This window comes from Pacificispira sp. HM-600, assembly GCF_977993705.1.
Genome location: NZ_OZ388079.1, coordinates 1852077 through 1866531 on the forward strand (window position 1 = coordinate 1852077; position 14455 = coordinate 1866531).

The following is a 14455-nucleotide window of genomic DNA, read 5'->3' on the forward strand; positions in this document are numbered from 1 at the left end:
CGTCACGTGATCATCATCGGATCGGGTCCTGCGGGCTTCACCGCGGCTACCTACGCGGCACGCGCGAACCTCTCACCCCTCGTCGTGGCGAGTTCGGTCGAGGTCGGCGGCGAGCTGATGAATACGACCGAGGTCGAGAACTTCCCGGGCTTCCCCGAGGCGATCCAGGGCCCCGAACTCATGGCCAAGATGCAGGAGCAGGCCGAGAAGTTCGGCGCCGAGATCCTGTACGACGACGTCGTAGAGCTCTCGCTCGACGGACCCGTCAAGAAGGTCAAGCTCGGCAGCGGCGCAGAGCACGAGGCCGCTGCGATCATCTACGCCACCGGTTCGGCGTACCGCAAGCTCGGGCTGCCGGGTGAAGAGCGCCTGTCCGGACACGGTGTCTCATGGTGCGCCACGTGCGACGGCTTCTTCTTCCGCGACCGCGTCATCGCCGTCGTCGGTGGTGGCGACTCCGCGATGGAAGAGGCCACCTTCCTGACGCGCTTCGCGTCGAAGGTCTACGTCATCCATCGCAAGGACACACTGCGGGCGTCGAAGATCATGCAGGAGCGCGCCTTCGCGAACCCCAAGATCGAGTTCATCTGGAACGCCGAGGTCGCGGATATCCTCGGTGACGATGCTGTTTCCGGCCTCGTGCTGCGCGACACGACGGATGGCACCACTCGCGAACTGCCACTCGAGGGACTGTTCGTCGCAATCGGCAACGACCCGCGCACGCACCTCGTCCACGACAAGCTCGAACTCACCCCCGAGGGCACGATCTGGGTCGACGGACGGTCGTCACGCACGTCTGTACCCGGTGTTTTCGCCGCCGGCGACGTCATCGACCCCACCTATCGACAGGCCGCGACGGCCGCCGGCTCGGGCACTGTCGCCGCGCTCGACGCGGAGCACTACCTAGCCGCACTCGACGACGCCGGAGCGCCCGAAGCGGATGTTGCGCAGATCGACGGATTACCCGAGGCAGACCCCGTCAGCGTCGGCTGAGTCCAGCCCAGGAACATTCGAGCACGTCTCGGCGTTGCCTCACCTGAGACTTCCGACAAAAGGAGAAGAGTATGACCGCCAAAGCCACGACCTCCAGCACGTGGGAGCAGGACGTTCTCAACGCCGAGGGTCCCGTCCTGGTCGATTTCTGGGCTGAGTGGTGTGGTCCGTGTCGCATGGTCGCCCCGGTTCTGGACGAGATCCAGTCCGAGCACCCCGACAAGATCACCATCCTCAAGCTGAATGTCGACGAGAACCCCGATCTCGCCGTGAAGTACCAGATCACGTCGATCCCGGCGATGAAGGTCTTCCAGGGCGGCGAAGTGAAGACGACGATCATCGGCGCCAAGCCGAAGTTCGCGCTCGAGAAGGATCTCGCCGCGTTCATCGGCTGATATCGACATCAGTAGTCACGAGAAATGCCCCGGCTCAGAGAGCCGGGGCATTTCTCGTGGAGCGACTGTTTTTGTGGCAACAATGGTGCCGACCGAATCAGTCCGAACCGAAACCGTCGACACCCATCTCACTCAAGATTCGGTTGAGGTCCTGGATTGTAGAGAAATCAATCTTGACCTGGCCTTTTCTGGCAGTCAGGGAGATCTGTACGCGGGTGTTGAGGCGATCACCCAGCCGACCGGCAACCTCGTCCAGGTGCCCACGGCGAGCACCTGCCTGAGGCTTCGTGGCCCGCTGGGGAGCATCCGGACGCCCCTTGACGATGGCCTCGGCGGCACGAACCGAGAGGTCCTCGTTCACGATCTTGTCAGCGAGGCGCTGGATGGCCGCGTCGTCGGGAAGGCCGAGGAGCGCACGAGCATGGCCCGGGCTGAGAACGCCCGCCGCTACCCTCTGCTGCACCGGAACCGGTAGGCGCAGGAGCCGGATCGTGTTGCTGATCTGCGGACGCGATCGTCCGATGCGTGTCGCCAGTTCTTCTTGCGTGATGCCGAAGTCCTCGAGGAGCTGCTGATAGGCAGAAGCCTCTTCGAGGGCGTTCAGCTGAGAGCGGTGGAGGTTCTCGAGCAGCGCGTCGCGCAGCAGGTTCTCGTCGGCGGTGTCTCGAACGATCGCGGGGATGCTCGCCAGCCCCGCCTCACGAGCGGCGCGGGTTCGCCGCTCGCCCATGATGAGCTCGTACGTGCCATCCTCGGCCCGCGGCCGCACGACGACCGGCTGCAGCACACCGAACTCCCGAACACTGTGGACGAGTTCCGCCAGGTCATCGGCATCGAAGTGCGTGCGCGGCTGGCGCGGGTTCGGGACGATCTCGACCGGATTGATGTGAGCCAAACGAGCGCCCGGCACGGCCACGAGTTCTGCAAAGCGCTGCTCCTCGACGGTGTCTTCCGGTGCGGGCAGCGCCTCAACAGCCTCGAGACGACGAGCTCCGGGGAAGAAGACGTCGACCGGGCGACTCTCAGCGTCACTGGTCGGAATCAGGGCACCGATACCGCGGCCGAGTCCCGTTCTCTTCGTGGACATCAGAGCGTGCCTTCCTCGTTGGTGTTCTCAGCGCCGGATGCCGCGGGAACGTGCTTGCTGATCTCAATGGCGGCCTCGCGGTAGGCGACGGCGCCCGCCGACTGGCCGTCGTACGCAATGACGGTCTGCCCGAAGCTGGGGGCCTCCGAAACCCGTACCGACCGGGGAATCACCGTCTGTAGAACCTCACCGGGGAAGTGCGCGCGCACCTCGTCAGCGACCTGCTGAGCCAGGCGGGTGCGTCCGTCGTACATGGTGAGCAGAATGGTGGACACCTGCAGGCCCGGGTTGAGGTGACGTTGAATCATGCGAACGCTTCCGAGAAGCTGCGTGAGCCCTTCCAGCGCGTAGTACTCGCACTGGATCGGAATGAAAACCTCGTCCGCTGCCGTGAACGCATTGATTGTCAGCAGACCCAGCGACGGCGGGCAGTCGATCAACACGTAGTGGATCGGAAGAGCACTCGTCGCGAGGTAGTCCTGGAGTGCCCCGCGAAGCCGGTGCTCGCGCGCGACCTGAGAAACGAGTTCGATCTCAGCGCCCGCGAGGTGAAGCGTGCTCGGCGCGCACAGCAGATTCGGTGACTCGGGACTGACCTGCACAATATCGGCGAGCGGGAACTCATCAATGAGCACGTCGTAGACACTCGGGGTATCAGGGTCATGGGGGATACCGAGAGCCGTGGACGCATTTCCTTGCGGATCAAGGTCGATCACGAGAACTCGTGCACCTAGGGAAGCGAGGGCAGCGGCGACATTGACCGTGCTCGTCGTTTTGCCGACCCCGCCCTTTTGGTTGGAAACGGTCAGGACGCGTGTCTTGTTCGGTAGTTCGATCGCGACTCCCTCCAAAGCTCGGCGGCGTGCGCTGAGGTCTGCGATCTCCCGTGCCAGCGGGGTGTCATCTATCAGGTGTGCGGATGATCGGACATCCGAACGTCGGGCATGTTCCACGTGAAACGCTCCACTCGCGGCAGGGGGACGACCTCTACTCTAGGTGCGCACTTCGCGTGAAAATCACATCCGCGCATCATGAGACTTCCCTCATGAACGTCATCCCTGGTCGCACGGCGTTTCACGTGAAACGCGGCGTGTCGATGTTTTTGGGGGAGTTTGTCCGCCGTACTCCAACGTCAGAGCGATGCGAGACGAAAGCAGGACGACAGACACTTACGACACGGATGGGATCGGATCGAATCGGGCGTACGACCCCCTGCGCCACCAGCGGTGACCGACACAGCTTGCACGGGTCGAGCGGTGCGAAACAGAATGTTGCCGCCGCTCCGTTTCACGTGAAACGCCGCCCCCGTCATCGGATCTGCCACACGCATGTTCGTCGCGCAAGCGCAGCGCATGAAACGCCACCACCGGGGCGAGTGGCTCCGATCGCGACACCCGCGACGTCGTGTTTCACGTGAAACGTCACAGGCCACTAATGCGCGGCAGAGCCCACCCTCGCGCGGAAAACCGTGGTCGGCTGGTCCAGGAGACCCTCACCCCACAACTCGACGCGCGGCTCACTGATGCGAAAGCGTCGGATCTGCTTCTCAGCGGCGGAGATCTCCGACCGGACCGAGGCGCCCTTCATCAACACAAGCTGGCCACCCGAAGCGACCAGGGGAGCGGTGAGAGGAATCAGCGTCCGTAGCGCGGACACCGCTCGCGCCGTCACCGCGTCGAAGCCGGCCTTCGCGGGAAAGTCCTCGGCGCGCGCCCGCACCACGTCGACATTCTCAAGTCCCAACAGCTCGACCTGCTCGTCGAGCCACGCCACGCGACGCTCCATGGGCTCGATCAGAGTCCACGCGACATCCGGCCGAGCGATCGCCAAAACGATTCCCGGTAGCCCCGCACCCGACCCGATGTCTGCGACTCGAGTCTCAGCGTCAAACGCGCCGCCGATGACCGCACTGTTCAGGATGTGTCGTGACCACAGGCGTGGCGGCTCGAGCGGACCAATGAGTCCGCGCTGCTCACCGTGCTCTGCGAGCTGCGCCGCGAACAAACGAGCAAGTTCCATGCGATCGCCGAATATCTCAGTGGCGGCCGTCGGCTCAGCTTCTACGTCACTCACCGTTTCACGTGAAACGGATCAGGAACGACGGATGACGGTGTGCCGGTCGGCTCCTTCGCCATACGACTCGGAGACGAAACCACGATCAGCCACGATGTCGTGAATGAGCTTCCGCTCATAGCTCGACATCGGCGGGAGGGATGCCTGTCCGGCACCCTCCTCGAGGCGCTCAATGGCGCGACTCACCAACTGCTCGAGCTCGCCCTGACGTGTGTCGCGCGACCCGCCGACATCCAGGATGAGACGGGAGAAGCGACCCGTCTTGTTCTGCACGGCCAAGCGGGTCAGTTCCTGAAGGGAACGGACGGTCTCGGGGTCGGACAGCACCGACAGAGTGGTGCCGCCCTCCGGTGCTTCCACGGAGACATATGCGCGACCTGCGCGGACATCGAGCTCGATGTCGCCGTCGATGTCCGCGATGTCGAGCAGCTCCTCGATGTAATCGGCCGCCACATCGCCCTCCTGCTCGAGATGGGCAAGCGAAGCCGGCTCTTCGGGAGCGGATTCCTGGGGAATCTGTGCGTCAGATGTAGTCGTCATGTCGTGAGCTCCTCGCGCCGTCAACGGCGCTTCTTGGGGTTCTGTTTGGCGTTCTTCGCGGAAGAACCGGCCTGTCCTCCTACCGGGGGCGGCGTCAGCGACGAGGACTCGTCCGCCACATTCGCATTTTCGGACGCCGAGCCGGTGGGTGATCCACCCACCGTTGCCCCGGCGGAAGCCGGTGCCGCATGGGAAGCGGACGGCGCCGGGGGAGTGGATGCCGTGCCCGGCGTACCCGGGCGCGTCTGCTTCTTTGCACGCTGCTTACCCACCGGCTGTTGGCGCTTGGGGGCCACGGCCTTCTTCTTTTCCGCCTCGGCCAGCAGGCGAGCCTGCTCCTCGACGTAGCGCTCCATCGAGACGATCTTGCCCTCGGAGTTGATTGCCTTGCCCTTGCGAGCCAAGCGCTCTTCCCGCGCCTTGGCCGCATCGGACCCGGGTGTGGGCATCTCGCGGATGACGATGAACTGCTGAACCATGGTCCAGATGTTGCTCGTGAACCAGTAGATGACAACACCGAGCGGGAAGAAGACACCCGAGAAGATGAACGCCAGGGGAAGGATGTAGAGCATGATCTTCTGCATCTGATACGCCTGGCCCGACTTGGCCTCGGGCGACAGGTTCTTCGAGATGATCTGCAGCTGCGTGAAGAACTGCGACGCGATCATGAGGATCACGAGAACGACCAGGATTCCGACGGTGGCTTCCCAGCCCTCCGGACGTGTCTCCCACGCACCGGCGAGAGTGTCGTGAAGGGAAGCGACGCCGAACAGTTTCGCGTCGAAGAACTGCTGGGTCAGCTCGGAGGTCAGAACACCCACGCCACCGACACCCTCGTCCACATGCGTGCCGATGGACGACAGCACGGAATAGAGCGAGAAGAAGATCGGCATCTGAACCAGGAGCGGAAGACAGCTCGAGACCGGTGTCGTGCCATGTTTCTTGTACAGGGCCATGGTCTCGCGACTCATCGCCTCGCGGGACAGCTGATCTCGCTTGCCCTTGTACTTCTCTTGAACTTTTCGCAGTTCAGGAGCGATTTCCATCATCTTTCGCTGGCTCTTGATCTGCCTCACGAAGAGGGGGATCAAGGCTGCTCGGACAACGATCACCAGCCCGACGATCGACAGCACCCAGGTGATGCCATCCGCAGCGCCGAACCCCAGAGAGGTCCACACCCAATGCCATGCGACGAGGATCAGCTCGACCACCCATTTGAGTGGCCAGAGGACGATTCCGATGAGATCCGGCACGGATCAGTCCTTTCTTCGGGGCGACGGGACGACGAACCCGTGGAGGGTCAGCGCGTCCCGGAAGTCAGTGCGCGGGCGGACATCATCGATGCCACCTTGCGCCCACGGGTGGCATCGTGCCAATCGAGTGGCGGCCATGACCGAACCACGGACGACGCCGTACTGCTGGATGGCACCGACGGCATAGGCCGAGCACGTGGGGTAGTACTTACAGACATCCCCGTAAATCGGAGAAATCGTCGCGCGATACGCGATCAGTGCGGCAATCGCGGCATTACGAGGGACCAGACAGGTGGCGCGCCAACCGTGAGCCACATCGAGATGACCATTACCGGTCATCGCCGTAGGTAATGGGGCACTCATGCCCGACCTCGTCGCAGGCAACGCAGTACTTCAGCTCGCAACGTCGCGAAATCAGCACCGGCCGAGGGATTCAAAGCACGGATCACGACGTCCCGACCGGGATCGAGCTCAGCGAGAGCTTCATGGCACACGGCCTTCAATCGACGGCGCACCGTGTTCCGCACGACCGCATTACCGACGGCCTTGGAAACAATGAACCCAAAGCGCACGTCGTCATCTGATCGCGCCATGACGTGCGTCACCGTGTGTGCCCCGGCGCAGCGAGTGCCCCGACGGACGACGGATCGATATTCGACACCGCGGGTGAGACGATTCGCTCGGGAGAGCACCGGGACGGGTCAGGCCGAGACGGTGGTGCGACCCTTGGTGCGACGCGCCGAAAGGATGGCACGTCCCGCACGGGTACGCATACGAGCGCGGAAGCCATGCTTCTTGGCGCGACGACGGTTGTTGGGCTGGAAAGTACGCTTGGTCATAAGAGTCACTCCGGGAGACGAGTCGCCGGGACGAGGCGACCGGAGACGATGCTAGGCGGAAGAAGGATGCCGCAAGGGCACAAGTCAACCTGGTAAGAATACGTCCTTCGGGAGCAGGTCACAAACCGGGCGCGATCGCGGGGCATTATCCCTACCCGTCGAACTCGGACGTGGCACCGACACGCCGCCAGGTCCTACAGTGGATTTTGCTCCGCCGCACCGCCTGGCTAGCGTGGGCGCGACAGTTATCCACAGGTTCGGAGATGGCACTTTCGCCCCCGAACAAGGTTGCTGACAGATAGCCGCGAATCCCGGGGGACCCATGTCACAGCACGATGTTCCAGACATCTCGATCTGGGCGGCCGTGCTCGACTCCCTCACAGAGGACGACCGGATCACCCCACAGCTCTATGGTTTCTTGAGCCTCGCCGTCCCCCAGGGAGTCATGGCGGGAACGTTGTACCTCGACGTTCCCAATGATCTGACGGCCGCGCAGTTCAGTAAGAGGATGCGCCCCTCCATCCTCGAGGCGCTCTCTCGTATCGATCACCCATCCGGCGCCGTGACATTCCGGGTTGTCGTGAACCCCGATCTCGCCGAGGCCCACGTCGTTCCCCGCTCCAGCCCCGCCGCACAGACCACACCGGACGCACCGGCCCCCGCCCCGGTTCAGTCAGGGTTACGGTCCTACGTCGACGCCCCGCCCGAGACTCCCGCTTCCGCCTCGCGCAACGACACTCGTCTGAACCCCAAGTACACCTTCGACAATTTCGTGATCGGACAGTCCAACCGATTCGCCCACGCGGCCGCCGTCGCCGTCGCCGAAGCACCGGCGAAGGCTTACAACCCGCTCTTCATCTATGGGGAGTCCGGCCTCGGTAAGACCCACCTCTTGCACGCGATCGGCGACTACGCCCTCAACCTCTATACGGGCATTCGTGTTCGCTATGTCTCGAGCGAAGAATTCACGAACGACTTCATCAACTCGATCGCCAACAACCGAGGTTCGGCATTCCAGGCCCGATACCGCGACGTCGACATCCTGCTCATCGATGACATCCAGTTCTTGCAGGGCCGAGCCGAGACCCAGGAAGCCTTCTTCCACACGTTCAACACGCTGCACGACCACGACAAACAGGTCGTCATCACCAGTGACCTGCCGCCGAAGCACCTCACCGGGTTCGAAGACCGGATGCGCAGCCGGTTCGAGTGGGGTCTCATCACTGACGTGCAGGCACCCGACCTGGAAACGCGCGAAGCCATCCTGCGTAAGAAGGCTCAGAGTGAGCGCCTGCAAGTGCCAGACGACGTCCTCGAGTACATCGCCACGAAGGTGTCGAGCAACATCCGAGAACTCGAGGGCGCGCTCATCCGCGTCTCGGCATTCGCCAACCTGAACCGCTCCTCCCTCGACGTGCAACTGGCTCAGACCGTTCTGCGCGACATCGTCGACCAGGACGACGCGAACGTCGTCTCGCCGACGGACATCATCACGGCGACCGCGCAGTACTTCAAGCTTTCCGTCGACGACCTGTACGGCTCGAGCCGCTCGCAAGCAGTCGCAACCGCCCGGCAGATCGCGATGTATCTGTGCCGCGAGCGGACGAGCCTCTCGCTACCCAAGATCGGCCAGCTCTTCGGCAACCGTGACCACACCACGGTCATGTACGCCTACAAGAAGATCAGCGACCTGATGAAGGAACGTCGCTCGCTGTACAACCAGGTCACCGAGATCACGACGATCATCGGTCGCGCCGGCCGCTGAGACACGCGATGTGACCGACGGATGCCTCGTCGGTCACGCTTCGTGCTGCCATATATGCCGAAGTTCGCGCTTGACACACCACGATCCGACCGGCCAAGATGCCGTTTTCACAGTGTGGATAACCTGTGGATAAGCCTCTCGGAATACGTCCAGTTTGTGCACTCTTGGCGTTCGCCTGTGGAGAGTCCGTGAAAGACGAGCAAGCACCGCTCCCGCGTAAACCCGGGCATCCGCAGCTCGTCCACAACTCACACGCGTGTAGTTCCGTACTCTCGACAGGCAACGCCCGAGTTATCCACATGATCCACAGGCGTTAACACCATCAACTACTTCTTCTTCTGAGAGATCGATTCCCCTCACCTTTACGGCGCAGGCTGTGGAACGAACGACGACTCACGACATCGATGACCCGGCACTAGCATGGGTAAGCCCAGACCTGGGACGACAAAACCTCCACAGGACAAACCTCCACAGGACAAACCTCCACAGGACAAAGGAGTGACCGTGAAGTTCCACGTGAATCGCGATGTCTTCAGCGACGCGGTCTCTTTCGTCGTGAAGCTGCTCCCGCAGCGCAACCCTCAGCCGATCCTGGCCGGAGTCCTGATCGAGGCCGGTCCTGAGGGTCTCTCCCTGTCCGCGTTCGACTACGAGGCCTCCGCGCGCACGGTCATCGAGGCGACCGTCGACAGTCCGGGCACGATCCTCGTTCACGGTCGTCTGCTGTCGGAGATCGCGAACCGCCTCCCCAGCGCACCGATCCAGGTCGTCGTCGACGAAGACGGCGGAATCGTCCTGAGTTGTGGTTCGGCACGCTTCACCCTTCCCGGCATGCCGGTCCAGGAGTACCCCGCGATTCCCGAAGTTACCGCCGAGCCGGGACTTGTACCGGCCGAGGACTTCGCGACCGCCATCGCTCAGGTCGCATTCGCCGCCTCACGTGATGATGTGACTCCGGTGCTGACGGGTGTGCAGCTCGAAGTCTCGGGAACGACACTGAGCCTCGTCGCGACCGACCGATACCGCGTCGCATTGCGTGAAATCCCGTGGGATGGTGCTGCAGCGCTGGAAGGCGAGGCGTCCGCGCTCGTTCCGGCACGCACCCTGCAGGAAGTGGGCAAGACCTTTGCGCATGGCGGCGACATCCGCATCGCCTTCTCGGGCTCGGGGGATCGCGAGATCATCGCGTTCTCGTCGGGTGACCGTACTGTCACCTCTCTGCTCATCAAGGGGAACTTCCCGCCCGTTCGTCGGCTCTTCCCGGACCAAAATGCGCACCACGCCGTGGTCAACACGGGCGAACTCATGGAAGCCGTGCGGCGCATGCAGATCGTGCTCGACCGTTCTGCTCCTCTCCGGTTCACGTTCTCGTCGGAAGGCGTGACGATGGATGCTTCGGGTGGCGATCAGGCGCGGGCATCCGAGTCGGTCGACGCGCACCTCGACGGTGAAGATGTCGTTCTCGGTCTCAACCCGCAGTACCTTCTCGAGGCGCTGACGGCGGTACGCAGTGAGTTCGTCCGCATCACGTTCACGTCGTCCGATAACGCCAACAAGTTGAGCCCGGTGCTGATCACAAGTCAGACGTCGGTCGACAAAGCGGGAGCCGACACCTTCAAGTACCTCCTGCAACCGAATCTGCTGCTGCGCTGACGTGATCGTCGAGCACGTCAGCCTGGTCGATTTCCGCAACTACGCGAGCGCGGATGTTGCACTGGTCGCGGGACCCAATTTGTTCGTCGGTCGGAACGGACAGGGCAAGACCAACCTTGCCGAGGCGATCGCTTACGTCGCCACCCTGGGTTCGCACCGCGTCTCGGGCGACCAGGCACTCGTTCGAGCGGGCGCAGAATCCGCCATTTTGCGGATCCGTGTCGCGCACGCCGAGCGCAGCGTCCAGCTCGAGGCTCAGCTGAATCGGACCGGACGCAATCGAGCGCGGGTGAACGGCGTCGATGTTCGCCCGGCCGAACTTCCGCGCTATGCGCAGGTCGTCGTCTTCGCCCCGGAAGACTTGGGCATCGTGCGCGGAGATCCTTCGGCCCGACGCCGATTCGCGGACCAACTGCTCGTGCAGCGTTCCCCGAGGATGGCCGGGGTCCTTTCGGACTACGACCGGGTCCTGCGGCAGCGGGGGGCTCTCCTGAAGTCCGCGCGGGCCCGAGGCATCCGTGGGGACGCGCTCTCGACCCTGGAGGTCTGGGATGACAAGCTCGTCGCGCTCGGCTCGGAGATCATCGACGCGCGTCAGGTTCTTGCGAACGAACTCGCGGCACCGATCGAGGCGGCCTATGCCGCAATTGCCGGCGAAGATCACCACCCGGAGCTCGAGTGGGCTCTGTCGGTCCGCGGCGCGGACCCCGAAGACGGCGACGAAGCCGGAAGCGCGGCGCCGATCGGGGCAACAGCGGAACTCTTCCGCGAGGCGTTGGCCCAGAAACGCACCGCTGAGTTGGAGCGAGGGCTCACGCTGGTGGGGCCGCATCGCGACGACCTCCGTCTGAGTATCCGCGGTCTGCCGGTCAAGGGTTACGCGTCGCACGGGGAGTCGTGGTCGGTCGCGCTCGCCCTGCGGCTTGCATCGGCACAGCTCCTGCGCGCCGAGTCGCGCAGCGGAGATCCTGTGCTGATCCTCGATGACGTTTTTGCAGAGCTCGATGCTCAGCGGCGCGCCCGACTGTCGGACCTCACGGCTCAGTTCGAACAGGTCATCGTGACAGCGGCGGTGTGGGAGGACGTCCCCGAGGCCCTTCGACGACGGACGGTCCGGATCGAGAACGGGCGCATCGTTCCCGAGCCCTCCGGTAAGCCGGACGAGGCACCCGGTGTCTGAGGACGAATCTCCCGCAGTGGCGGAGGAGACGGTCGATGCTCCTTCACTGACGGTCGCGACGTATCTGCGGCTGCGAGGGATCGCGGCGCCTCGGTCGCGGAAGCGTCGCAGGTTCCGGGATGCCGAGGGCGAGAACGTCCCGTTCGCGCCGGGACGCGATCCGCACGGTCTCGGGGATGTCATGGCCGACCTCACCCGCGAGGCCGGGTGGAATACGCACCTGGCGAGCGAGGACGTGCTGCGTCGCTGGGCGGATGTCGCCGGTTCTCAGACCGCGGAACACGCTCGCCCTGTCTCGCTCGAGGGCGGAATCATGACGGTTCAGTGTGATTCGACGGCATGGGCACGGCAGCTCTCGAGTCTGCGCGCCGACATCCTCACGCGCATCATCCGCGAGCACCCCGACGCGGGTATCACAGCGGTCCGCTTTGTGGGGCCGGACGTTCCCTCGTGGAAATGGGGCCCCAGGACTATTCCAGGGCGCGGTCCTCGCGATACCTACGGCTGAATGAGCATTTGGGGTGCCGTAGGTGATTTCCTCCCCGGAGAGAGGCGTGTGATGCGAAATATCGGTCCTCGCTCCGATAGACTGGAACCGACGACTTTCCCTATTTGGAGCGCTTCTTCTCTATGACTTCTGACTCATTCGATGGCGCTCAATCCGGCAGCAACACCGCCCCCGAACCTCACGCGTACGGCGCGGACGAGATTCAGGTCCTCGAAGGGCTCGAAGCGGTACGCAAGCGCCCCGGCATGTATATCGGTTCGACGGGTCCTCGAGGTCTGCATCACCTGGTGTACGAGATCGTCGACAACTCCGTCGACGAGGCATTGGCCGGTTACTGCGACACGATCGACGTCACGATCCTGCCCGACGGTGCGGTCCGCGTGATCGACAACGGTCGAGGCATCCCCGTCGATATCCACCGCACCGAAGGAAAGTCGACCGTCGAGGTCGTCCTGACCGTTCTGCACGCGGGTGGCAAGTTCGGCGGAGGCGGATACGCGGTGTCCGGCGGTCTGCACGGTGTCGGATCGTCCGTCGTCAACGCGCTTTCGTCGCGCCTCGAGGTTGAAGTTCGCCGTCAGGGCTATGTCTGGCGGCAGTCCTATGGCGGGGGTGGCGTGCCCAAGGCTCCACTCGAACGCGCGGAAGAGAGCTCCGAAACAGGAACGACGATCACGTTCTGGCCGGACGAGACCATTTTCGAGACGGTCGACTTCGATTACGACACTCTCCGCACCCGGTTCCAGCAGATGGCGTTCCTGAACAAGGGCCTGCGTATCGACCTGCACGACGAGCGTCCCGAAAAGGCATACGACGAAGAGGTCGAGGGACAGCTGGTTCTGCAGCAGCCGACCGATAGCTTCCTCTACGAGCGCGGCCTCGTCGACTACGTCGAGTACCTCAACAGGGCGCGCAAGGCCGAAGCGGTCAACGATGTCATCATCGACTTCGAGTCCGAGGCCCCGGATAAGAAGATCGCCATGGAGATGGCGATGCAGTGGACGACGAGCTACACCGAGAACGTCTTCACCTATGCGAACACCATCAACACGCATGAGGGCGGTACGCACGAAGAGGGTTTCCGCGCCGCTCTGACAACGCTCGTGAACAAGTACGCCCGAGCGAACAACCTTCTCAAGGAGAAGGACGAGAACCTGTCGGGCGATGACGTCCGCGAGGGTCTCACCGCCGTCATCTCGGTCAAGCTCTCCGAGCCGCAGTTCGAGGGTCAGACGAAGACCAAGCTCGGTAACACCGAGGCGAAGGCATTCGTCCAGAAGGTCGTCGGCGACCAGCTCGGCGATTGGTTCGACCGCAACCCGACGCAGGCGAAGAACATCATCCGCAAGGCGATCGACGCCGCCACCGCGCGACTTGCCGCTCGCAAGGCCCGCGAGACCGCGCGACGCAAGAGCGTGTTCGAGTCGGCCTCGATGCCCGACAAGCTGAAGGATTGCACGAGCAAGGATCCCTCGATCAGCGAGATCTTCCTGGTGGAGGGTGACTCAGCCGGCGGTTCCGCCGTCCAGGGACGCGACCCGCACACGCAGGCGATCCTCGCGCTCCGGGGAAAGATCCTGAACGTCGAACGCGCGCGTATCGACCGTGCTCTCGGCAATAACGAGATCCAGGCGATGATCCAGGCCTTCGGCACGGGTATCGGCGAAGAGTTCGACATCGGCAAGTCCCGGTATCACAAGGTCGTTTTGATGGCCGATGCCGATGTGGACGGTCAGCACATCACGACGCTGCTGCTGACCCTGTTGTTCCGCTACATGCGTGGACTCATCGAGGCGGGTTACGTCTATCTCGCGCAGCCGCCGTTGTATCGCCTGAAGTGGTCGAACTCGGCGCACGAGTACGTCTACAGCGACCGTGAACGTGACGCGTTGCTGACCGCCGGCCTTGCCGCGGGCAAGCGGATCCCGAAGGACAACGCGATCCAGCGCTACAAGGGTCTCGGTGAGATGAATGACAAGGAGCTCTGGGAGACCACGATGGACCCCCAGACCCGCACGCTCCTGCAGGTGACGATCGAGGATGCCGCGGCCGCCGACGAGATCTTCTCGACCCTGATGGGCGAGGACGTCGAATCCCGGCGCACGTTCATTCAGCGGAACGCTAAGGATGTCCGTTTCCTCGACATCTAGGTCCGACACCGGATCCCGA

At 63.4% G+C, this 14455-nt stretch carries 15 protein-coding genes; 7 read left to right on the forward strand and 8 right to left on the reverse strand.

Annotated elements, in window-relative coordinates; translation table 11 throughout:
- Positions 1-6 precede the first annotated feature (6 nt).
- A complete protein-coding gene (gene trxB / locus ACXZ1E_RS08765; protein ID WP_458351928.1) occupies positions 7-993 on the forward strand; it encodes a thioredoxin-disulfide reductase in 987 nt (328 codons plus the stop codon).
- A gap of 71 nt (positions 994-1064) precedes the next feature.
- On the forward strand, positions 1065-1388 hold the full coding sequence (gene trxA, locus ACXZ1E_RS08770; RefSeq protein WP_458040153.1) for a thioredoxin: 324 nt from the start codon (positions 1065-1067) through the stop codon (positions 1386-1388).
- Between the two features lie 97 nt (positions 1389-1485).
- Here trxA and ACXZ1E_RS08775 read toward each other — a convergent pair whose 3' ends face one another.
- The 8 genes from ACXZ1E_RS08775 to rpmH form a co-directional block, all read right to left on the reverse strand.
- Positions 1486-2475 carry a ParB/RepB/Spo0J family partition protein gene (locus ACXZ1E_RS08775; RefSeq protein WP_458040154.1) on the reverse strand — a complete coding sequence of 330 codons (990 nt, stop codon included), beginning with the start codon at positions 2473-2475 and terminating at the stop codon, positions 1486-1488.
- Positions 2475-3428, reverse strand: coding sequence for a ParA family protein (locus tag ACXZ1E_RS08780; protein WP_458040155.1), 954 nt, complete (start codon positions 3426-3428; stop codon positions 2475-2477). The genes ACXZ1E_RS08775 and ACXZ1E_RS08780 overlap by 1 nt, the downstream gene beginning before the upstream one ends.
- 478 nt (positions 3429-3906) lie before the next feature.
- Positions 3907-4548, reverse strand: coding sequence for a 16S rRNA (guanine(527)-N(7))-methyltransferase RsmG (rsmG, locus tag ACXZ1E_RS08785; protein ID WP_458040156.1), 642 nt, complete (start codon positions 4546-4548; stop codon positions 3907-3909).
- Positions 4549-4566: 18 nt separating this feature from the next.
- A complete protein-coding gene (locus ACXZ1E_RS08790) occupies positions 4567-5088 on the reverse strand; it encodes a Jag family protein (protein WP_458040157.1) in 522 nt (173 codons plus the stop codon).
- A 20-nt stretch (positions 5089-5108) separates the two neighbouring features.
- Entirely contained in the window at positions 5109-6341 is a 1233-nt protein-coding gene (gene yidC, locus ACXZ1E_RS08795) for a membrane protein insertase YidC (RefSeq protein WP_458351929.1), read from the reverse strand.
- A 3-nt stretch (positions 6342-6344) separates the two neighbouring features.
- Positions 6345-6680 carry a membrane protein insertion efficiency factor YidD gene (yidD, locus tag ACXZ1E_RS08800; protein ID WP_458040158.1) on the reverse strand — a complete coding sequence of 112 codons (336 nt, stop codon included), beginning with the start codon at positions 6678-6680 and terminating at the stop codon, positions 6345-6347.
- Between the two features lie 20 nt (positions 6681-6700).
- The gene (gene rnpA, locus ACXZ1E_RS08805) at positions 6701-7033 is read right to left on the reverse strand and encodes a ribonuclease P protein component (RefSeq protein WP_458040159.1); all 333 of its coding nucleotides are present in this window, start codon (positions 7031-7033) and stop codon (positions 6701-6703) included.
- Between the two features lie 9 nt (positions 7034-7042).
- Positions 7043-7180, reverse strand: coding sequence for a 50S ribosomal protein L34 (gene rpmH / locus ACXZ1E_RS08810; RefSeq protein ID WP_081766188.1), 138 nt, complete (start codon positions 7178-7180; stop codon positions 7043-7045).
- Positions 7181-7502: 322 nt separating this feature from the next.
- Between rpmH and dnaA the strand changes: the two genes are divergently transcribed.
- The 5 genes from dnaA (at position 7503) to gyrB (ending at position 14436) form a co-directional block, all read left to right on the forward strand.
- Entirely contained in the window at positions 7503-8945 is a 1443-nt protein-coding gene (gene dnaA, locus ACXZ1E_RS08815; RefSeq protein ID WP_458040160.1) for a chromosomal replication initiator protein DnaA, read from the forward strand.
- Positions 8946-9449: 504 nt separating this feature from the next.
- A complete protein-coding gene (dnaN, locus tag ACXZ1E_RS08820) occupies positions 9450-10598 on the forward strand; it encodes a DNA polymerase III subunit beta (protein WP_458040161.1) in 1149 nt (382 codons plus the stop codon).
- Between the two features lies 1 nt (position 10599).
- A complete protein-coding gene (gene recF, locus ACXZ1E_RS08825; RefSeq protein WP_458040162.1) occupies positions 10600-11778 on the forward strand; it encodes a DNA replication/repair protein RecF in 1179 nt (392 codons plus the stop codon).
- A 16-nt stretch (positions 11779-11794) separates the two neighbouring features.
- Positions 11795-12286: a DUF721 domain-containing protein gene (locus tag ACXZ1E_RS08830; RefSeq protein WP_458040163.1), complete on the forward strand. Its 492-nt coding sequence runs from the start codon at positions 11795-11797 to the stop codon at positions 12284-12286.
- 122 nt (positions 12287-12408) lie between these two features.
- On the forward strand, positions 12409-14436 hold the full coding sequence (gene gyrB, locus ACXZ1E_RS08835) for a DNA topoisomerase (ATP-hydrolyzing) subunit B (RefSeq protein WP_458040164.1): 2028 nt from the start codon (positions 12409-12411) through the stop codon (positions 14434-14436).
- Positions 14437-14455 lie beyond the last annotated feature (19 nt).